This window comes from Pseudoalteromonas sp. 19-MNA-CIBAN-0066 (assembly GCF_040308705.1).
In the GTDB taxonomy this organism is placed as follows: Bacteria; Pseudomonadota; Gammaproteobacteria; order Enterobacterales; family Alteromonadaceae; genus Pseudoalteromonas; species Pseudoalteromonas nigrifaciens.
In genome coordinates, this window is the sequence record NZ_JBEONZ010000044.1 from 1 (window position 1) to 19,915 (window position 19,915).

Annotated in this window: 20 protein-coding genes and 1 pseudogene; 16 read left to right on the plus strand and 5 right to left on the minus strand. The window is 40.3% G+C overall.

From position 1 onward, the window contains the following. Window positions 1-339 precede the first annotated feature (339 nt). From dusA to AAEZ18_RS16495, 7 genes and pseudogenes are all read left to right on the plus strand, one after another. Complete coding sequence (dusA, locus tag AAEZ18_RS16465; protein ID WP_089367758.1) at window positions 340-1,308, plus strand: tRNA dihydrouridine(20/20a) synthase DusA; 969 nt, start codon at window positions 340-342, stop codon at window positions 1,306-1,308. 253 nt (window positions 1,309-1,561) lie between these two features. Further along, window positions 1,562-2,242, plus strand: a complete 681-nt coding sequence (locus AAEZ18_RS16470; RefSeq protein ID WP_089367759.1) for a PspA/IM30 family protein — start codon at window positions 1,562-1,564, stop codon at window positions 2,240-2,242. 10 nt (window positions 2,243-2,252) lie between these two features. Beyond that, a complete protein-coding gene (locus tag AAEZ18_RS16475) occupies window positions 2,253-2,459 on the plus strand; it encodes a PspC domain-containing protein (RefSeq protein ID WP_086996915.1) in 207 nt (68 codons plus the stop codon). 36 nt (window positions 2,460-2,495) lie between these two features. Next, window positions 2,496-2,821 (plus strand): annotated as a pseudogene (locus AAEZ18_RS16480) (hypothetical protein). 78 nt (window positions 2,822-2,899) lie between these two features. Next, window positions 2,900-3,409, plus strand: a complete 510-nt coding sequence (locus AAEZ18_RS16485; RefSeq protein ID WP_086996934.1) for a copper chaperone PCu(A)C — start codon at window positions 2,900-2,902, stop codon at window positions 3,407-3,409. An 8-nt stretch (window positions 3,410-3,417) separates the two neighbouring features. Next, on the plus strand, window positions 3,418-4,404 hold the full coding sequence (locus tag AAEZ18_RS16490; RefSeq protein ID WP_089367760.1) for a DUF2333 family protein: 987 nt from the start codon (window positions 3,418-3,420) through the stop codon (window positions 4,402-4,404). 3 nt (window positions 4,405-4,407) lie between these two features. After that, a complete protein-coding gene (locus AAEZ18_RS16495) occupies window positions 4,408-5,184 on the plus strand; it encodes a TIGR04219 family outer membrane beta-barrel protein (protein WP_089367761.1) in 777 nt (258 codons plus the stop codon). Between the two features lie 36 nt (window positions 5,185-5,220). Here the strand turns inward: AAEZ18_RS16495 and AAEZ18_RS16500 are convergent, their stop codons facing one another. After that, window positions 5,221-6,090 (minus strand): TIGR03899 family protein, encoded by an 870-nt coding sequence (locus tag AAEZ18_RS16500; protein ID WP_089367762.1) that lies wholly within the window; start codon window positions 6,088-6,090, stop codon window positions 5,221-5,223. Next, complete coding sequence (locus AAEZ18_RS16505; RefSeq protein ID WP_089367763.1) at window positions 6,059-6,613, minus strand: SRPBCC family protein; 555 nt, start codon at window positions 6,611-6,613, stop codon at window positions 6,059-6,061. The genes AAEZ18_RS16500 and AAEZ18_RS16505 overlap by 32 nt, the downstream gene beginning before the upstream one ends. A gap of 306 nt (window positions 6,614-6,919) precedes the next feature. On the opposite strand from AAEZ18_RS16505, the gene AAEZ18_RS16510 reads away from it, so the two are divergent. Further along, the gene (locus tag AAEZ18_RS16510) at window positions 6,920-9,097 is read left to right on the plus strand and encodes a YgiQ family radical SAM protein (protein WP_089367764.1); all 2,178 of its coding nucleotides are present in this window, start codon (window positions 6,920-6,922) and stop codon (window positions 9,095-9,097) included. 139 nt (window positions 9,098-9,236) lie between these two features. Here AAEZ18_RS16510 and AAEZ18_RS16515 read toward each other — a convergent pair whose 3' ends face one another. Both AAEZ18_RS16515 and srmB read right to left on the minus strand, forming a co-directional pair. After that, window positions 9,237-9,557: a BON domain-containing protein gene (locus AAEZ18_RS16515; protein ID WP_011327212.1), complete on the minus strand. Its 321-nt coding sequence runs from the start codon at window positions 9,555-9,557 to the stop codon at window positions 9,237-9,239. Window positions 9,558-9,811: 254 nt separating this feature from the next. Then, the gene (srmB, locus tag AAEZ18_RS16520; RefSeq protein ID WP_011327213.1) at window positions 9,812-11,038 is read right to left on the minus strand and encodes an ATP-dependent RNA helicase SrmB; all 1,227 of its coding nucleotides are present in this window, start codon (window positions 11,036-11,038) and stop codon (window positions 9,812-9,814) included. A 75-nt stretch (window positions 11,039-11,113) separates the two neighbouring features. Between srmB and AAEZ18_RS16525 the strand changes: the two genes are divergently transcribed. After that, entirely contained in the window at window positions 11,114-11,812 is a 699-nt protein-coding gene (locus AAEZ18_RS16525; RefSeq protein WP_089367765.1) for a tRNA1(Val) (adenine(37)-N6)-methyltransferase, read from the plus strand. 52 nt (window positions 11,813-11,864) lie between these two features. Continuing rightward, on the plus strand, window positions 11,865-12,311 hold the full coding sequence (locus AAEZ18_RS16530; RefSeq protein WP_011327215.1) for a DUF2147 domain-containing protein: 447 nt from the start codon (window positions 11,865-11,867) through the stop codon (window positions 12,309-12,311). A 63-nt stretch (window positions 12,312-12,374) separates the two neighbouring features. Here the strand turns inward: AAEZ18_RS16530 and fldB are convergent, their stop codons facing one another. Next, window positions 12,375-12,896 carry a flavodoxin FldB gene (gene fldB / locus AAEZ18_RS16535; protein ID WP_011327216.1) on the minus strand — a complete coding sequence of 174 codons (522 nt, stop codon included), beginning with the start codon at window positions 12,894-12,896 and terminating at the stop codon, window positions 12,375-12,377. Window positions 12,897-13,003: 107 nt separating this feature from the next. On the opposite strand from fldB, the gene xerD reads away from it, so the two are divergent. From xerD to AAEZ18_RS16565, 6 genes are all read left to right on the plus strand, one after another. Then, a complete protein-coding gene (gene xerD / locus AAEZ18_RS16540) occupies window positions 13,004-13,930 on the plus strand; it encodes a site-specific tyrosine recombinase XerD (protein WP_011327217.1) in 927 nt (308 codons plus the stop codon). Between the two features lie 62 nt (window positions 13,931-13,992). Beyond that, the gene (gene dsbC / locus AAEZ18_RS16545) at window positions 13,993-14,721 is read left to right on the plus strand and encodes a bifunctional protein-disulfide isomerase/oxidoreductase DsbC (protein WP_089367766.1); all 729 of its coding nucleotides are present in this window, start codon (window positions 13,993-13,995) and stop codon (window positions 14,719-14,721) included. An 85-nt stretch (window positions 14,722-14,806) separates the two neighbouring features. Further along, entirely contained in the window at window positions 14,807-16,528 is a 1,722-nt protein-coding gene (gene recJ, locus AAEZ18_RS16550) for a single-stranded-DNA-specific exonuclease RecJ (protein WP_089367767.1), read from the plus strand. Window positions 16,529-16,673: 145 nt separating this feature from the next. Beyond that, window positions 16,674-17,772 (plus strand): peptide chain release factor 2 gene (prfB, locus tag AAEZ18_RS16555; RefSeq protein WP_011327220.1). Its coding sequence is split into 2 segments (ribosomal slippage): window positions 16,674-16,748 and window positions 16,750-17,772, totalling 1,098 coding nucleotides; the frame shifts between segments, so codons are not numbered across the junction. 27 nt (window positions 17,773-17,799) lie between these two features. Beyond that, complete coding sequence (lysS, locus tag AAEZ18_RS16560; RefSeq protein WP_011327221.1) at window positions 17,800-19,335, plus strand: lysine--tRNA ligase; 1,536 nt, start codon at window positions 17,800-17,802, stop codon at window positions 19,333-19,335. Between the two features lie 193 nt (window positions 19,336-19,528). Beyond that, entirely contained in the window at window positions 19,529-19,708 is a 180-nt protein-coding gene (locus AAEZ18_RS16565; protein WP_058372591.1) for a hypothetical protein, read from the plus strand. Window positions 19,709-19,915 lie beyond the last annotated feature (207 nt).

A 19,915-nucleotide genomic window follows, 5' to 3' on the forward strand; every position in this document is an offset into this window, starting at 1 on the left:
CTATGTGAAAGTAGGACATTGCCAGGCTCCAAATTGTAGAAAGCCCGACTAGAAATAGTCGGGCTTTTTTACGTCTGCAGGAAAGTGAAATGTGGGTGGCTGAACTTTGAACGCTGACGTTTTCAATATAAATGGTATCTATATTTTTTGCTTATTCTGATATAATAATGTTTGAATTTAGCGCAGATACGCCTGATTTTATATTCTAAAACACCCCTTTTGATTGTTCCCTACGGTGTAGTTATTTATTAATAATAGATCTAAATGTGTGTAAATAAGCAAAAAAGAGATATTTAAATTGAACGAAATGTACTTAAACTTATATAGCACGGTGTACCAATGAAACCACTCGATAGACGCTTTTCTGTAGCACCCATGTTGGATTGGACTGATCGCCATTGTCGTACTTTTCATCGTAAAATGACTAAGCATACAGTGTTGTACACGGAAATGATCACCACGGGTGCTATTTTGTTTGGCCGAGGCGACTACCTACACTTTAATCAACACGAAGGGCCCGTTGCATTGCAGCTGGGTGGCTCTGATCCACAGGCTCTTGCACAATGTGCAAAGCTTGCGGGTGAGCGTGGTTATGACGAAATTAACTTAAACGTAGGTTGCCCGTCAGATCGCGTGCAGAATGGTCGTTTCGGTGCTTGTTTAATGGGTGAGCCGCAATTAGTTGCTGACTGTGTGGCGGCAATGAAAGCAGAAGTAAATATACCTGTTACGGTTAAAACGCGCATTGGTATTGATGAGCAAGACTCGTATGAGTTTTTGTGTGCACTTATAGAAGCGTCGCATAATGTTGGTTGTGATGATTTTATTATTCATGCTCGTAAAGCTTGGTTAAAGGGGTTAAGCCCTAAAGAAAACCGTGAGGTACCGCCGCTTGATTATCCACGTGTTTATAAGTTGAAAAAAGATTATCCACAACTCGATTTAAGTCTTAATGGTGGCGTTAAAACAATTGAACAAAGTTTAGAGCATTTACAGCATATTGATGGTGTGATGATTGGTAGAGAAGCGTATAGCAACCCATTTATACTCAATGAAGTGGACGAAAAGATTTATGGTGATATCGCTAACACGCAATCTCGTCATGAAGTCGTGCGCTCTATGTATAGTTATATTGAAGACGAAATGCGCTTAGGAGCTAACTTTTGGCATGTTGCTCGTCATATGCTGGGGATTTTTCAGGGGCAGCCTGGTGCCCGTGGATTTAGGCGTCATCTGTCTGAAAATGGCCATGGAAAACAAGCCGACTTATCGGTAATGGATAAAGCTTTGAGTTTTGTACCTAAATAATCAGCTAAGTGAATAATTTAATAAATGAATAAATACAGCCATCTTCGGATGGCTTTTTTGATCCTAAAAAATAGTCAAAAGTTTAGTTTATTGGCTAATTACACTTAATCATATTCAGTTAAAAGTAACTTTAATTTATAAATTATAAGTTTAAGTTGCTGAATTTAATGTGTTTTACTGTTTATATTATTACTTGGCATAACTCTTGGAATCTAATTTGTGTAATCACTTAAAAAGTTAACAGGAGAATCTCATGGGAATATTTAATCGCGTAACCGATATTGTTCAAGCAAATATCGTGTCGATATTAGACAAGGCAGAAGATCCAGAAAAATTACTTAATTTAATGATCAGCGAGATGCAAGATGCACTTACTGAGTGTCGCATTACGACAGCGGCTTTGTTGTGCGAAGAAAAAACACTTAAACGTCAAATTGAAAATAAAAATAACAATTTAGTATATTGGCAGGATAAAGCTGAACTAGCAATAGAGAGAGGTCGAGATGATTTAGCAAAATCAGCTTTACTTGAAAAACAAGCCATTAGTAACACAGTTGTAGCAAAGCAGCTGCAACTAGAAACGCTGCAGCAATCAATAACTAAAATGACAGCGGATTGTCAGCGTTTGCAACAAAAAATAGCCGAGGCTAAAGCCAAGCAAACACAGTTAGTACAGCGGCACAATATAGTGGCTGCAAGGGGGCAAATAAATAGCCAATTACAAAGTGAAAAAGTTGCACATGCACTCTCTCGATTTGAGAAAGTAGAGCAGCGCGTAGAAGGTATTGAAGCACAGGTAGAAGCGTACGAGCTTACTGATTCAGAAAATACTATAGCTGCACAAATAGACGCTTTGGCGAAAAACGAACAAGTAGATGCAGAATTAGCTCGCTTAAAAGCTGATTTAAAAACTAACTTAAAACAGAGTGCTTAAGGAGATAATTATGAATAGTTTTAACAGCAAACGTGGTTGGTACAAAGATCCACTTGATAAAAAAATATCTGGTGTGTGCAGTGGTTTAGCGCAGCGATTAGATTTACCTGTGTGGTCAACACGACTTGTCACTATTTTATTATTTTTGAGTTTTCCGTTTGCAATTGCACTAGGTTATTTTATTGCGCATTGCTGCCTAGAAGAAAAAGCAATTTAAGCTAATTTACATTTAGATTGAATTAAGGAGAGCTAAATGAAAGCGTTAGCCGTATGTATAATTGTTTATTTACTATTTTTTACTGATGTTGTCTCTGCGATGCACTTTGATACTTGGCAATTACCGCTTTGGATTGCAGATACAAGTTGGATTGGGCTTGAGCTAATAGGAGCTTTAGCGGCTATTATTATTTTTGTAGCTGTTGCATACTAATAACGATAGGATTAGTTGGCGCAGCAGCAGTTGCATTAGTCGGAACTGTATTGGCATTTTTATTTGGATCGCTGATGATTGCTTGGCCGTTACTATTTATTGCGGTACTTTGCTGGTTAGTAGCTGATAACAAAAAAGTAGCATCTTAACTCCAAATTAACTGACTATTGCAACTGAACTATGTTAAATTTGATACTTAGCATTATGTTTTAACAAGGATTAGAGTGGTGATTAAACAGTGTATTTCAATTGTTTTGGTGTCGGTTTTAAGTCTTTTTTCATCATCATCGATGGCACATTCAGGGCATGATCACGATGCGGATGTTGCTATTATTAAGGTTAGTAATGCACAAGTAAGGGAGTTTTTACCTGCCACAACTTCAAGTGTAGGTTATTTAAGTATTATAAATCATAGTGATACTGTGGCTACGTTGACTAAAGCAACTATTGATGGCTTAGGTCGCGTTGAAATTCATGAGCACTCGCACGTAGATGGCATGATGAAAATGCAAAAAGTTGAATCGTTAACAATTAACGCCCATCAACAAATCGATTTTAAGCCTGGTGGCTATCATTTAATGATTTTTGAACCACAAGAACCGTTAAAAGTAGGCCAACAACGCAAACTCACACTATATTTTAGTGATGGCAACCGTGTATTTACCAATGCTCAGGTGGTATCGCTTGCATCACAAGCAGAACAATCACAAGCATCAAAACAACATACTCATCATTAGGAGGATCAATGTCACAACATAAAGGGAAAATAGTTGCTGCATTAGCTATATTACTAATTATTTTTTACGCAATAGCTGTTTATTGGAATACGGAGCCTGCTCGTTTTAATGTGGTAGAAAAAGCAAAGCAGCAAGCGCAGCAACGTAATGAGCAATTTGTTATTGGTTATACAACAACATCAACATTAATAACGGTAGCAAGTACGTTACTCGAAAAGCCAGGCGGTTATTTATCAAATGATGTTTTGCCGCCAAGTATAATAATGGACGATATGCCTGCGTGGGAATATGGCGCACTCGAAATGGTGCGTGATTTAGCCCTTTCTATGCGTAAAGATTTTAGCCGTTCGCAATCGCAATCAACTGAACACGAAGCTCTAAAAAAAGCACAGCCGCAGTTTAATATTAGCTCTGAAGCGTGGGCGTGGCCAAGCGCTGAAGGTGAGTACCAAAAAGGCATTGATTACTTATTGGTATATCGTACTCAAATAGCGAATGACCATGAGCGTGACAGTCAATTCTATGCTCGCGCCGATAACTTGCGCAGTTGGCTAAAAGAAGCTGAAAAGCGTTTAGGTAGCTTGAGTCAGCGTTTAAGCGCTAGTGTAGGCCAAGATAAAGTAAACACTGATTTAGCGGGTAATACATCAAATACACAAGCCACTTTTTCTCCATTACAACAGCAAGCTAAAACGCCATGGTTAGACATTGATGATGTATTTTATGAATCGCGCGGTGCTACTTGGGCTTTATTGCATTTCTTACAAGCGGTAGAATATGACTTTGCCGATGTGCTTGAGAAAAAGAATGCACGCGTAAGTGTGCAGCAAATTATACGAGAGCTTGAGGCAACTCAAGAAACAGTATGGAGCCCAATGATATTAAATGGGAATGGTTTTGGTTATGTAGCAAATCATTCACTGGTTATGGCAAATTATATATCTAGAGCCAACGCGGCTCTTATTGAACTTAGCGAATTATTGACCCAAGGATAGAAAATGAAAAAGTATTGTTTAGCAGCAGCCCTTTCAATGGCATGTTTAGCACCTGCAGCGCAAGCTGATACCTTACTAGGCTTGTATGTAGGTGTTGATGGTTGGAAAGCGGATAACGAAGGAAGCTTTTCTTATAAAGGAAATGCACTACAAGATTTTAATTTTGACGATGAAACCTTCGTAAGCTACTACGCTGCACTTGAGCATCCAGTGCCATTAGTACCTAATATTAAATTAAGATACACAGAGCTTGAGCTGGCCGGTGCTACAGAGCTTAATAGTCAGTTTATCTTTGGTGATCAGAGTTTTGAAAAGGGTCGGAATATTAATACAGTGAGTGATTTAACTCACATAGATTACACTTTTTATTACGAAATCTTTGATAACGACTTAATCTCTATCGATTTAGGTATAAATGCTAAACAGTTTGATGGCGAAATAAGTGTAGAATATATCCCTCAAAATAATGCAAGTGATAGTAAGCAATCTGAAACTGTCGAATTTTCAGGCTTTGTACCATTAGTTTACGGCCGTGCTGAAGCAGGTTTACCTTTTACCGGGTTAAGCGTGTTTTTTGAAGGCAGCTTTTTAGCAATAGACGATAGCAAAGTTCAAGATTACCAAATGGGTATTGCATGGGAATTTATTGATAACCTAGCAATAGATGTTGCTGTTAAAGCAGGTTACCGCTCAATGACATTAGAGCTAGACGATGTTGATGATATTAACACTAATATTGATGCATCGGGTCCATTTGCGGGCATTCAAGTACACTTTTAATTACACTGCTAATTAATAGTATATAGCGTGGTTTTGCTACTTAGTAGTATGCCACGCTAGTTCAAATTCACTCTCAAGTGCACTATTAAGTAACTGCTTATACACTTTATTTACCGGGTAGTTAATGAGTTTAGATAGCTCATCACCTGTTTGCGTAAACTTATAATAACTCAATACTAAATCGCTATTTTTTGCTTTTAACGTTACTTTTTGTGATAAAAACGATAACGTAAGTTCTTGCCCAGTTTTTAGTACCGCAGATTCAATCTCTTTTCGATATAGTAAATTTAAATCCATTAAAGTTAATATATCAGGAAAGCTAATCCCTGTTTTTCCTAGATTTAAAGATACTTTATTGCCCTTACGTAACAAATCAAATAGTGATGGTTTTTTATAAAACCCTAGTAAAATAAAGTGGCTATCGTCTTTTTCATTATAACCAGAGAGGGGTACACACTTTTGTAGAGAGTCAGCTTCGCGCTGGGTCATATGCTTAAGTGTTTGCAAACTTTTTATTGAGAAAGTCCCCGGGTTAAGCGTTTCACCGGTGAGTATTTTTGCCCAAAGTGACTGCATAGATTGATTTGAGGTATCACCACATAGTGCTACAAAGTGTTCTACCCAATCGGCATCGGGTTGTTTACTACTGGCTACGTCAGGACAAAAATCCATTGCCATAGCTAAAATTGTTTCTATATTTTGCTGTTGTTTAATGAGCAGTAAGTCTTGTCTTTTTTGTGCTCTAGCTAAAACTGTATTGTCGCTATTAATGCGATATAGCGGTTTAACCTTGCCTTGGGGGCCATAACTTTGCTCATTATTGCCTACTTTAATAATAGGATAGCCCAGTAACGACTCTATGGTATTAGCGAGATTAATTCTTGCTTGTGCGGTTTTGACTGCCATGATTTTCCATTATTGTTTGTGCATCACTTAGCTGCGCTACTGTTTTTAAATTATTGAGCCCCAGTGATACTGCGTTACTTAAAATGTGCTCACTAAGCACAGCCACATACCCAGAAACTAAAGGCAGCGTGGCTTGCCCCGTAATTTGAAAAGTAACCGTGACCGTTTTTGCATTTTGCGTAAATATTACTTTAGCGGCAATAATGTGTTCTTGAGCAAATAAAATATTCAACACCATTTTGTTTGCACTTAACGCTGTGGTGGTCATTTCACCTGCGCCCCATTTACTTTGCCATGATTGATGAGCACCAACCCCTGTGCTTGGCTCACCTAAGGAAAGTTCCACTGAGGGATCTAGCTTCTTCCAAGGCGACCATTTATGCCACTGCGAAAAATCAGTGATTAAGGGTTTTACTATGTGCGTATTAGCATTAATGTTAATACTCTTTGTTACGTTATAGCTCTGTGGTAGTAATAGGCCAATAACGATAAAAAGTAAGAGTAAAATTAATAAAAATTGCACTAACGTTTTTAATATTTTAATAAAAAACCTCAGATAAATTAGGTTACAAACTCGTAACTTATTATTAATCTAGCATATTAACTCGGGTGTGCTTAACTTTCGAGGTTAATTTTATAGCAGCTATTTTTTAATTGAACTAGATACTTAGCCACAACCTATGAAAAGTAATAGTTAATAGAGGTGTATGAGTGCTAAAAAATAACGAAACTTCAATTTAAAACCACGCGGCACAGCAAAGTAGTGCTCTATCAAGGTAGGTTGGTATAGGGTATAATTTGCGCCTTTTGTTATTAAACGGTCAACTTTATGAGCACACTTAAAGCTAAGCGCGGCTTATTCTCATACCCAAAGTATTGGGCAGAGTGTTATGGCACAGCACCATTTTTACCTACTACACGCGAAGAAATGGATGCACTTGGCTGGGATAGCTGCGATATAATTATTATTAGTGGCGATGCTTATGTAGATCATCCTAGTTTTGGGATGGCAGTAATTGGCCGAGTACTTGAGGCGCAAGGTTTTAGAGTGGGTATTATTGCCCAGCCAGAATGGGACTCTAAAGAAGCGTTTATGGCGCTGGGTAAACCCAATTTATTTTTTGGTGTAACCGCTGGCAACATGGACTCGATGATTAACCGTTATACTGCTGAAAAACGCATGCGCCATGATGATGCCTACACGCCAGACAACATTGGTGGTAAACGCCCTGATCGTGCGGTAATCATTTACTCACAACGTTGCCGCGAAGCGTATAAAGATGTACCACTTATTTTAGGTGGTATTGAAGCAAGTTTACGCCGTGTTGCTCATTACGATTATTGGCAAGAAAAAGTGCGTCGTAGTGTTTTGTTTGACGCTAAAGCCGATATTTTAATATATGGTAATGCGGAGCGCCCACTGGTTGAGGTTGCTCATCGTATTGCAGCGGGCGAAAGTACCGATACCATTCAAGATGTACGAGGGACTGCGGTTATTCGTAAAGAGCCGTTACCAGGCTGGCGTGGCAGTGACTCTACCGCTATTGATAAAATAGGTAAAATTGATCCAATTCCAAACCCGTATGGCGCAGATGATGTTGGCTGTAGCAAATCAGAATTTAAACAAGCAGGTATAGACTTAAAAGCCGAAGCCGCCAAGGTTATTACTATTCAGCCAGCGCGCCCTAAGCCATGGGAAAAAACCTACGTTAAATTACCTGCGTTTGAGCAAGTAAGTGTGAATAAGCCATTGTATGCACATGCTTCTCGTATTGTGCACCAAGAAACTAACCCAGGTTGTGCTCGTGCTATTTTTCAGCGCCACGGCGATCGTTCTATTTGGGTTAATCCGCCAGCATATCCACTAGAAACACATGAAATGGACGCTGTATTTGGTTTGCCGTATCAACGTATTCCTCATCCTAGCTACGGGGATGCAAAAATACCTGCCTACGACATGATTAAAACGTCAGTTAATATTATGCGAGGCTGTTTTGGTGGTTGCAGTTTCTGTTCGATTACCGAACATGAAGGGCGGATTATTCAAAGCCGTTCGCAAGAATCAATAATTGAAGAAATTGAGCAAATTAGAGATAAAGTACCCGGGTTTACCGGGGTTATTTCTGACTTAGGTGGCCCAACAGCCAACATGTATAAATTGGGTTGTACTAGCAAAAAAGCAGAAAGTACCTGTAGACGTTTATCGTGTGTATACCCTGAAATATGTAAGCATATGGATACCGATCATACGCCAACAATTGAGCTGTATAAAAAAGCCCGTGAAGTTAAAGGCATTAAAAAAATATTAATCGCCTCGGGTGTACGCTACGATTTAGCCGTGCAAGATCCACGTTACGTTAAAGAATTAGTTACTCACCATGTAGGTGGATATTTAAAAATAGCGCCAGAGCATACCGAAGATGGACCATTATCAAAAATGATGAAGCCAGGTATGGGAGCTTACGATCAGTTTAAAGCGTTATTTGATAAGTACTCAAAAGAAGCGGGTAAAAAACAGTATTTAATCCCATACTTTATTTCGGCGCACCCAGGTACTAAAGACGAAGACATGGTAAACATGGCTTTGTGGCTTAAGTCGAACGACTTTAAACTTGATCAGGTACAAAATTTTTACCCATCTCCAATGGCAAATGCGACCACTATTTATCATACCGAGATGAACTCACTGCGTAATATTAAAAATAATACCGAAGTAGTACCTGTGCCGAAAGGTGCGCGCCAGCGTCGTTTACATAAAGCAATTTTACGCTATCACGATCCTGCGGGCTGGCCAATGATCCGCGAAGCACTGCGCAAAATGGGTAAAGCTAACCTAATAGGTAAAGCGCCAAATTGCTTAGTGCCAGAAGAAGGGCGCGACGAAAGAGCTGCAAAAGGAAGTAGTCGAGGTGGGCGCCCAGCATTAACGCGCCATACTGGTTTTAGCCAATTTCATAAGGCCAATACAAAACCAAAGGTAGCGAGTAATCGCCAAAGAGCTAAATAGAGCTCATAGCTTAAAAAGTAGTTAGCCTGTTTGGCTTATTACTAAGCTTGGGCTTGATTACTGAATATATGAGCACTGAAAAAAATGCCGCTTATTTTGCAATAAGCGGCATTTTTTATGTAAGTTATTTAAGTAAAACTTAAATAATATCAATTTTGTTACGAATGATTTTTACGCCATCCATATTTTCTAAAAACTTTTGTGCCAACGCACGCTCAAAACCTGTTTGCGCTTTACCGTATAAATCTACTTCGCCATTTTTAACTTGTACGCGAATATCGCTTAGCGCTAAATTGGGGTTGGTACGCAAAGTGTGGGTAATCGATTGCTGTAAGTTAGGTTGGGTTGCTAGGCTGCTAACGACAACCATATTTGTTGTAGCACTCACTTTTGTAGCGCATGCTAATAAAAACAAACAACAAAATGATACTAAAGCGATAGTTAATTTTAAACGGCTCATAATCATATCCTTACATTGCAATTAATCGGGTAGCCAAATTAGGCAGAGTTACCATGATAGTTACAATTATCGTTCCATATTTAATATACTGAAAATAAAGGCTATTTTATTAAGTGGGAATTCAGGTGGGCAATTGTTACATAAAACTAAGTAGAGATTACATAGCCCTAAACCATGCAGTTATGGAGGAGCAGGCATTAAAAAGCCGACATTTTTGTCGGCTAATATAATACTACTTATAGTATGCGCTTAAGTTACTTTTTCTTTTTAACCTTAGCTTTTTTCTTCGCTTTCATTTTAACCGGATCTTTACGCTTTTTAGCCGGCGGCTTAGCTTCTTTATGCTTTGGCTCTAATCCTTTAATAACACGACGTTTAAGTTTTTGCTCAATATAGCGCTCTATTTTATAAAGAATGCCAATATCGTGCGCTTCAACCAGTGAAATAGCGATGCCTTTTTTACCAGCGCGGCCCGTACGGCCAATACGGTGTACGTATATATCGGCTGTGCGTGGTAGGTCAAAGTTTATTACATGGCTAATATCAGCCACGTCGATACCGCGCGCCGCTACATCGGTAGCAACTAATATACGGGTTTTGCCGCTATGGAAGTTTTCCATCGCTTTCATGCGTTTGTCTTGCGGCATTTCGCCGCGTAACCAGGCTGCTTTAACGTCGTTAGTTGTTAGTTCACCAATTAGCGTTTCAAGACGCTCACGGGTTTTAACAAACACTATGGCTTTAGTTACGTCTGGGCCATTAAGGGTATTAACTAACAGCTCAAGTTTATGATGATAGTCGTCGGCTAAATGTACCCACTGGTGAATTTTAGCCTTTTCTTTGCGTGACGATTCAGCTTCAAGCAATGCTGGATCGTTTAGCGTTGTTTCAGCAAATCTTTCAACACTGTCGCCTTCAAGGGTTGCTGAAAATAAAAAGCACTGACGACGATTTTTAGCTTCATCACAAATACGGCTCATTTCTTTTTTAAAGCCCATGTCTAGCATGCGGTCGGCTTCATCAATAATAAGCATTTCTACGTGTTCAGCATGAAAGTTTTCGGTTTCTAAATATTCCATTAAACGCCCTGGGGTGGCGATTAAAATGTCATTATTTTTTTCAAAAATCTCTTTATGCGTACCATAGTTAATACCGCCTGTTACTACCCCAATTTTAAGGTTAGTACGTTTAGCAAGTAGTTCGCATTGTTCATGAATTTGATAAGCTAGCTCACGAGTTGGCGTCATTACTAATACGCGCGCAAAACCAGGATCACGACGCGGAAAATCCAATAAATATTGAATAGCCGGAATTAAAAAGGCGGCTGTTTTACCTGTACCTGTAGGCGCAGATGCTAAAATGTCACGCCCCTGAAGTGCTTCAGGAATAGCTTGTTGTTGAATGCTGGTTGGCGTTTCGTAACCCATTTTATTAATGGCGTCGAGTAGCTTGTTATCAAGATCAAATTCAGAAAATTGCATAGAGTGTCAAAAATAAAGGACAATGGCACTAATTATACTCGGTTACGCCTGCTTGGTGAATGAAAAGGTGAAAAAATGTCTGGTTTTGCATTTAAACAATTTAAAGTTGCGCACGAACAGTGTGCAATGAAGGTATCAACCGATGGTATTTTGCTTGGAGCATGGGCTAATTTAAGTAATGCCAACAGCTTGCTCGATATAGGTACAGGCACGGGATTGCTGGCGCTTATGTGCAAACAGCGCAGCCCCCAGTTAACTATAACGGCGGTAGAAGTTGATAAAAATGCTTACCAACAAGCGTTGCAAAATATTGCCGCTAGCCCGTGGCCAAATATAGAGGTGCACCAGCAAAGCATTCAAACTTTTAACAGCGCGCAGCCGTTTGATGTAGTGATAGCCAATCCGCCGTATTTTAATCACAGTTTAAAAGGTAATAATGAGGCGCGTAATATTGCGCGCCATACAGATGGTTTAAGTTTTGCTGAGCTAATTAGTGCTTTTAAAAAGCTCAGTCATGCAGGCTCAACCTTTAGCTTAATTTTACCCACTACAGAGGCTGCGGTGTTTATTGAACTTGCTACTCAAAACGGGCTTTTTTTAAATACTCATTGCCAAGTAAAGGCGACGCCAAATAAAGCGATTAGCCGAAACCTAATGACCTTTAGCTATATAAACCAGAGCATTGTGGAATCAGCTTTGTGTATAAAAGATAATGAAAACAACTATAGCGAAGATTATATTACGCTATGCAAAGCATTTTATTTGAAGATGTAATGTGGTAAACAGTGCTGGTATGATGAGTTTATATGTATACAGGTAACTTATAATGAAAAAACGAACTAAATCAGTATTATTAAGCGCCTTAGCCGCTACATTTTTTACAACGCAGAGCGTACTTGCCAGTATGACGCCTGTTGGGCTTTGGAAAACCATTGATGAAGACACTAATGAAGCTAAGTCGTATGTCCGTATTGTTGAAAATAACGGGGTTTTAAGCGGCACCATTGAAACATTATTAAATAAAGATAAGCAAAATGCAGTGTGCTCGCAGTGCTCGGGCGATAAAAAAGATCAGCCCATATTAGGCATGACCATTATTGATAATGTGATAGATAGCGGTGATGGTAGTTGGGAAGACGGTCAAATACTCGACCCAAATAACGGTAAAAGCTATACAGTACGCTTAACGACTCAAGATGCTGGTGAAAAATTAGAAGTGCGTGGTTATATTGGCTTTTTTTATCGTAACCAATATTGGCTAAGAGTAGAGTAGTTAGCCAATAAAATTAAAGCGCAGTGTGGCTGCGCTTTACAAGTACAACAATAATAAACAGTATTACAGGGTTTCGCTGTACTCGGTCATTACCTGTTCAACCCAAGTGGCAATACGCTCGTCGCTTAGCTCGTACTGGCTGTCTTCATCAAGGGCTAAACCAACAAAGTGTGTACCGTCTTCGGTGAGTGCTTTAGATGCTTCAAACTCGTAACTATTGTCGTTTGGCCAAAAACCTAACTGGGTAAATGTTTGCGGACTTATTTCGTCGTGTAGCATGCCAAGCGCATCTTGAAACCACTGGCCGTAACCTTGTTGATCACCCATGCCAAATAACGCGATGGTTTTACCATTTAAGTTTACGTCTGCTATGTCGTCCCACTTTGACTCCCAGTCTTCTTGTATTTCACCAAAATCCCAGGTTGAAATGCCAAAAATAATGAAATCGTATTGCTCTGCATTTTTTAGTGGTTCGTCTTTAATATTATGCAAGGTAACGATATCGGCACCAATAATGTCACGAATTTTTTCTGCTGCCATTTCGGTGTAGCAGGTAGTAGAGCCAAAAAATAAACCAATTTGCATCGTATTTATCACTGTGTAATTGCCTGATATGATAAGCTCAAGTTTACCGTAAGGTGTTTTTAATTGATACCTTAGGCAATGGCTATAACAAAAATGAGAGCACAAAAGTGACAACGCTAGCTGACGACTTTTCAGAACCAAGCACGGCACCAAAAAGCAATAACGATTACCTAGAAACCTTTTTAGATTGTTTGTATTTAGAGCAAGGGGTGAGTGAAAATACACTATCGGCGTATCGCAGCGATTTAGATAAGTTTTGCCAGTTTTTAAAAGGCAAAAATTTAATGACTGTAACCGGCCTAGACGTTGAAAGCTATTTAGCCCATAGAGTTGATCTAGGCTTAAAGCCGCGTAGTACTGCGCGTAGTATTAGTGCGCTTAAGCGTTTTTATCAGTACTTTGTGCGCGAAAAGTTAATTAGCGACTCGCCAATGCTCAATATTGCGCAACCTAAAGCAGGACAGTCTTTGCCTAAAACGCTTTCGGAGGCTGAAGTAGAGGCGCTACTGAGCGCTCCCAATACCGATGAGCCAATGGGGCTGCGCGATAAAGCCATGCTTGAGTTACTATATGCAACAGGTTTGCGGGTTAGTGAGCTTGTAGGGCTGCGGATTGAACAAATTAATTTGCGCCAAGCTGTAGTGTTTGTAAAAGGTAAGGGGAATAAAGAACGTTTAGTGCCACTGGGCGAAGAGGCCATGTATTGGCTTGAGCAGTTTTTAAAGGTGGGACGGGCGCAAATGATTAAACACGCCACCGACTTTGTGTTTCCCTCAAAGCGAGGGGTTGGCATGACCCGACAAACTTTTTGGCATAGAGTGAAGCACTATGCTATTTTGGCATCAATTGAGTCGTCATTGTCACCGCATACATTGCGCCATGCATTTGCAACCCACTTATTAAATCATGGGGCAGACTTACGTGTGGTTCAAATGATGTTAGGACACAGTGATTTATCAACCACCCAAATATATACGCATGTTGCAAATGAGCGATTAAAATCGGTACATGCGCAGCATCATCCACGTGCTTAATATGAAATTTATTATCACTAAGCCGGTCAATTGATATGTATTTATAAAAATAGAGAAGAATTATGAAAAAATTAATGTTAGCAGGTGCCATGTTATGCACTAGTTTAAGTGCCGTAGCGAATGATGTGGCTGTAGCCCCTAACGCTAATGATCCTATTGTTATTAAATTTGCCGCGCTTGGCGTTACCGTTAAGCAAATAAACCCAACCCCAGTAGCGGGTTTAAAAGAACTGATCACTAATCAAGGTGTGCTTTATGCAAGCCCAGACGGACAGTTTTTAATGCAAGGGACACTTATAGACTTAAATAATCGTAGTAATTTAACCGAAAAAGCACTAAACGGCGTACGCCAAGCTGGGTTAAAAGAATACGAAGATTCGATGATAGTGTACAAAGCACCTAACGAAAAACATAGCATTACCGTATTTACCGACATTAGCTGTGGTTATTGTCGTAAATTACACCGTGAGCTAGATGATTTACTTGAAGCGGGTATTACCGTTAAGTATTTAGCGTTTCCGCGCGGTGGCCTACAAGGTTCAGGTTATAATGACTTAATGAACGTATGGTGTGCTAAAGATCAACAAGAAGCACTAACCGAAGCTAAAAGTGGCTCAAATACTACAGCAGTTAAAGGTTGTAGTGCGCCAGTTGCTGAGCATTATCAGCTAGGTCAAAGCTTTGGTGTTACCGGTACACCTGCTATTATTTTAGAAGATGGCACCATGATCCCAGGTTATCAGCCAGCTGCCGCATTAAGCGCTGCGCTTAACGCTAGTAAAGCCCCATAGTAATTAAATTTACGGTGCGCATAAAAAAAGGCCGAAAGGCCTTTTTTTGTATATTTATGATAAACCAAATAAGTTAAAAATCTGCATGAAAAAAACGATCCAAACGCGCGAAAACGTCGATGATTCACATTTACCGAGTCATTTACACCCTGTAATTAAGCAAATTTATGCCACGCGAAATGTTTCCCATGCCGATGAGCTAAATAACAGCGCCGCCACATTACACGACTTTAAGTTATTTAAAGATATGGACAAAGCCTGCGACTTGTTAATTGAGGCGCTACATGCCCAAAGCCATATTTTAATTGTTGGCGATTTTGATGCTGATGGTGCAACCAGTACCGCTACATTAATGCAAGGCTTGGCCATGTTTGGCTTTGCTCATTTAGATTACTTAGTACCTGATCGGTTTAGCTTAGGTTATGGTTTAAGCCCGGCGTTAGCTGCGCAAATAGTACAGCTTAAACCCGATTTAGTAATTACAGTCGATAACGGTATTTCCTGTATTGCAGGTATTGATATTGTAAAAGCCGCCAATATTAAAGTACTGGTTACCGACCATCACCTACAGGGCGAAACACTCCCTAATGCCGATGCCATAGTAAACCCGAACAGGCACGACTGCAGCTTTCCGTCTAAATCGATTGCAGGTGTTGGTGTGGCTTTTTACTTACTTATTGCCCTTAGAAGCACACTGCGTGAGCAAAATCATTTTGCGCAGCAGCCTATGCCTAACTTAGCCGACCTGCTCGACATAGTTGCGCTTGGTACTGTAGCCGATGTAGTGGCGCTTGATGCCAATAACCGGACATTGGTGCACCAAGGACTAGCGCGTATTCGCAGTGGTAAAACTCGCCCAGGCATTACTGCCCTCATTGAGGTTGCTAATCGTAATGCCTCAAGATTGAGTGCCAGCGACTTTGGTTTTTCGCTTGCTCCGCGCTTAAATGCCGCAGGGCGTTTAGATGACATGAGTTTAGGCATAGCCTGCTTACTCAGTACCGATATAAATCAAGCTAGGCGTATTGCCAGTGAGCTAGATAGCTTAAACTTTGCACGCCGCGAAATAGAGCAAGGCATGCAGCATGAAGCGCAAGCTGTGCTTGATAAGTTAGCGTTTAATGATGACAATATTCCCGACGCTATTTGTTTATACCAAGAGGATTGGCACCAAGGTGTTATCGGTATTTTAGCCGGGCGTTTAAAAGAAAAATACCACCGCCCAACAGTTATATTTGCGGGTGGCGAAAACGGTGAGATAAAAGGGTCATGTCGCTCAATTGAAGGGCTGCACATACGCGATTTACTCGAAGGGCTAAGTACGGCCGATCCGCACTTAATTAGTAAGTTTGGTGGCCATGCCATGGCGGCCGGTTTAAGTATTAACGAGCAGCAATTTAGCGAATTTAAACACGCCTTTGATACTGCCGTTAGCGCCCAGCTTAGTGAAGAAAGTAAACGCTGCATTGTATTTACCGATGGCGAGTTGCCAAATGAGTGTTTTACCATGGATTTTGCCCAGCAATTAAAACAAGCGGGCCCTTGGGGGCAGCAATTTCCTGAACCGGTATTTGAGCACACATTTGAGTTAATTCAGCAGCGTATAGTGGGCGAAAAGCATTTAAAACTGGTATTAAAACATCAATCAGGCCGCTTAGTTGATGCCATAGCTTTTGGCATTGATTTAAAAGAATGGCCAGATAACAACGCACAATTTGTTAAAGCAGCGTATCAGCTCGATATAAATGAGTTTAGAGGCAAGTTCACCCTGCAATTAATTATCCGAGAGCTAGAAAAAGCCAGCTAAAAAATATCTAGAATAGATCGCATAAAGTGCTAATAAAGCGCACGGTTTTTTGTTAAAATCGGGCGTTTTTATCATTTGACGATAATATATTGCGTTAATTCCTTTTTAAGGAGCGTAATAACCTAGCCATTTTGGAGTAATGACCATGTTTGAAGTGAATCCTGTGATTAACCAAATCAAGGAAATTCGCGAACGTACTGAGTTGCTTCGGGGGTACCTTTGACTATGCTCTTAAACAAGAACGCTTAGAAGAAGTTAACGCCGAACTTGAAGACTCAGCCGTATGGAATGAACCTGAACGCGCACAAGCTCTCGGCCGTGAAAAGTCGGCATTAGAAGCTGTTGTTGAAACTATCGATACTTTAGTGACGGGTACTGACGACGTTGAAGGCTTACTTGAGCTTGCTGTAGAAGCCGAAGATCAAGAAACCTTTGATGAAGCACAAAGCGAACTAGCAGACTTGAACGAGCAACTAGAAGCGTTAGAGTTTCGTCGTATGTTTAGCGGTCCTCATGACTCAAACGACGCTTACCTTGATTTACAATCTGGTTCTGGCGGCACTGAAGCACAAGACTGGTGTAATATTTTGCTGCGCATGTATTTACGCTGGGGCGAAGCTAAAGGCTTTAAAGTTGAATTAGTGGAAGCTACTGGCGGCGATGTTGCAGGAATTAAAGGCGCAACAGTTCGCTTTGTTGGCGAATACGCGTATGGTTGGTTACGTACCGAAACTGGCGTGCATCGTTTAGTGCGAAAAAGCCCGTTTGACTCAAGTGGTCGTCGTCATACTTCGTTTGCCTCTGCATTTGTTTACCCAGAAGTTGACGACAATATTGAAATTGATATGAACCCGTCTGACTTACGTATTGACGTTTACCGTGCCTCGGGCGCAGGTGGTCAGCACGTTAACACCACTGAATCAGCGGTTCGTATTACGCACGTACCAACAAATACCGTAGTGCAGTGCCAAAATGAGCGCTCACAACATAAAAATAAAGCCCAAGCAATGAAACAGTTAAAAGCAAAACTGTTTGAGCTAGAGTTACAACAACAAAATGCTGAAAAACAAACCCAAGAAGACTCAAAGTCGGACATTGGTTGGGGCAGTCAAATTCGTTCATACGTACTCGATGACGCTCGCATTAAAGATTTACGTACAGGCGTTGAAAGCCGTAATACCCAATCGGTACTTGACGGCAACTTAGACAAATTTATAGAAGCCAGCTTAAAATCTGGTTTATAACCACCAAGCTAATAAAGAGCTAAAAAAATGACTGATCAAATCCAAGACGAAAACAAGTTAATCGCTGAGCGTCGTGGCAAATTAGATGCTATACGCCAAAATTGCCCAGCCAACGGTCATCCAAACCAATTCCGTCGTGAGCATTACACGGCAGATTTGCAAGCCCAGTTTGGTGATAAGAGCAAAGAAGAATTAGTAGAGTTACAACAAGTAGTGTCTATTGCTGGACGTATTTTAGCAAAGCGCGGACCTTTTTTTGTAATTCAAGACATGAAAGGCCGCGTACAATCATATGCGTCTAAAGATGTGCAAAAAGATTTAAAAGAAAAATATGGCCAACTAGATACTGGCGATATTATTGGTGTTAAAGGCGCGCTTAATAAATCGGGTAAAGGCGATTTATACGTAGAGATGACAGAGTACCAACTCTTAACTAAGTCACTTCGTCCGTTGCCTGAAAAATTCCATGGCTTATCAGATCAAGAAACTAAGTACCGCCAACGTTACGTTGATTTAATTACTAACGAAGCAACGCGTGAAACATTCCGCATTCGCTCACAAGTAGTTGAAGGCATTCGTCGCTTTTTAGCAGACCGTGACTTTATGGAAGTAGAAACACCCATGCTACAGGTTATTCCTGGCGGTGCATCGGCGCGTCCGTTTGTAACGCACCATAATGCACTTGATATAGACATGTACCTACGTATAGCGCCAGAGTTGTACTTAAAGCGTTTAGTGGTAGGTGGTTTTGATCGCGTATTCGAAATTAACCGTAACTTTCGTAACGAAGGATTATCTACGCGTCATAATCCAGAATTCACTATGATTGAATTTTACCAAGCATACGCTGATTACATCGATCTGATGAACATTACCGAAGACATGCTACGTACAGTTGCAGAAAACGTACTTGGTAGTGCAGTTGTGGTTAACACAACTAAAGACGAAAACGGCGAAGTAATTGACTCAGTTGAGTACGACTTTGGCCAACCGTTTACGCGCTTAAGCATGAGCGACGCTATTTTAAAATATAACCCTGAGTTTGATGCGGCAGTATTTAACGACCCAGAAAACCATTTTGAACAATTAAAAGCGTACGCTAAGCAAGTACACGTTAAAATTCCTGAAAACTGTGTTTGGGGCCCAGGTAAATTTTTGTGTGAAATATTTGAAGAAACAGCAGAGCACATGCTTATTCAACCTACGTTTATTACCGGCTACCCATGGGAAGTATCACCACTTGCACGTCGTAACGACGAAAACTCATTTGTTACAGACCGCTTTGAGTTTTTTGTTGGCGGACGTGAGCTGGCTAATGGTTTCTCGGAGCTTAACGATGCACAAGACCAAGCAGAGCGCTTTACTCGTCAAGTTGAAGAGAAAGACGCAGGTGATGATGAAGCAATGCATTACGATGAAGACTACATACGCGCACTAGAGTATGGCTTACCGCCAACTGCAGGTGAAGGTATTGGTATTGACCGTTTAGTAATGTTGTTTACTGATTCGCCAACCATTAAAGACGTTATTTTGTTCCCGCATATGCGCCCGCAAGCCGACTAAGCTTAATAATGTAAAGTAATAAAGCGCCGCTTAAATGCGGCGTTTTTGTGTCTGGGTTATAACTTTTTAATCTGAGTGTTTTTTAAACGCACTGTTGCATTTGTGTAAAGTTATTCGCTACACTACGACGGAAATTTAGAGAATTGATTTAAGGCTCTAAATAAAAAGATTAAATGGATTTATAAATTATAATATGAAAAATAAACATATTGAAAACCCAATCAATAACTGCGAAACCGAAGATGCAAGACAAGCCTATTACCGAGCCTGTATTGCAGAGTTTCAAAAGTTAGGTTATCAAGAGCAGTATCTTGCAGAGTTAAATGATGATTTAGTGCCTGTGTTAGGCGTTAACCCACCAGAAAAAAGTTAAAAGTTGTTTGAATTTTAAACTAACTACACATTAAAACTAACTAGATGCACAATCTATAACCATATAGGCACATTTGGTAGAAAAGTGTTTGACATATTTTCTGAACTCTTTATTATACGCCCCACAAGACGGAGAGGTGTCCGAGTGGCCGAAGGAGCTCCCCTGCTAAGGGAGTATAGAGTTTGTAGCTCTATCGAGGGTTCGAAT

Bases quoted from the DNA above. Each gene is read 5' to 3' on its own strand.
- dusA (WP_089367758.1), top strand. From the start codon at position 340: ATGAAACCACTCGATAGACGCTTTTCTGTAGCACCCATGTTGGATTGG.
- AAEZ18_RS16470 (WP_089367759.1), top strand. From the start codon at position 1,562: ATGGGAATATTTAATCGCGTAACCGATATTGTTCAAGCAAATATCGTG.
- AAEZ18_RS16475 (WP_086996915.1), top strand. From the start codon at position 2,253: ATGAATAGTTTTAACAGCAAACGTGGTTGGTACAAAGATCCACTTGAT.
- AAEZ18_RS16490 (WP_089367760.1), top strand. From the start codon at position 3,418: ATGTCACAACATAAAGGGAAAATAGTTGCTGCATTAGCTATATTACTA.
- AAEZ18_RS16495 (WP_089367761.1), top strand. From the start codon at position 4,408: ATGAAAAAGTATTGTTTAGCAGCAGCCCTTTCAATGGCATGTTTAGCA.
- AAEZ18_RS16500 (WP_089367762.1), bottom strand. From the start codon at position 6,090: ATGGCAGTCAAAACCGCACAAGCAAGAATTAATCTCGCTAATACCATA.
- AAEZ18_RS16510 (WP_089367764.1), top strand. From the start codon at position 6,920: ATGAGCACACTTAAAGCTAAGCGCGGCTTATTCTCATACCCAAAGTAT.
- AAEZ18_RS16515 (WP_011327212.1), bottom strand. From the start codon at position 9,557: ATGAGCCGTTTAAAATTAACTATCGCTTTAGTATCATTTTGTTGTTTG.
- srmB (WP_011327213.1), bottom strand. From the start codon at position 11,038: ATGCAATTTTCTGAATTTGATCTTGATAACAAGCTACTCGACGCCATT.
- AAEZ18_RS16525 (WP_089367765.1), top strand. From the start codon at position 11,114: ATGTCTGGTTTTGCATTTAAACAATTTAAAGTTGCGCACGAACAGTGT.
- AAEZ18_RS16530 (WP_011327215.1), top strand. From the start codon at position 11,865: ATGAAAAAACGAACTAAATCAGTATTATTAAGCGCCTTAGCCGCTACA.
- fldB (WP_011327216.1), bottom strand. From the start codon at position 12,896: ATGCAAATTGGTTTATTTTTTGGCTCTACTACCTGCTACACCGAAATG.
- dsbC (WP_089367766.1), top strand. From the start codon at position 13,993: ATGAAAAAATTAATGTTAGCAGGTGCCATGTTATGCACTAGTTTAAGT.
- recJ (WP_089367767.1), top strand. From the start codon at position 14,807: ATGAAAAAAACGATCCAAACGCGCGAAAACGTCGATGATTCACATTTA.
- lysS (WP_011327221.1), top strand. From the start codon at position 17,800: ATGACTGATCAAATCCAAGACGAAAACAAGTTAATCGCTGAGCGTCGT.
- AAEZ18_RS16565 (WP_058372591.1), top strand. From the start codon at position 19,529: ATGAAAAATAAACATATTGAAAACCCAATCAATAACTGCGAAACCGAA.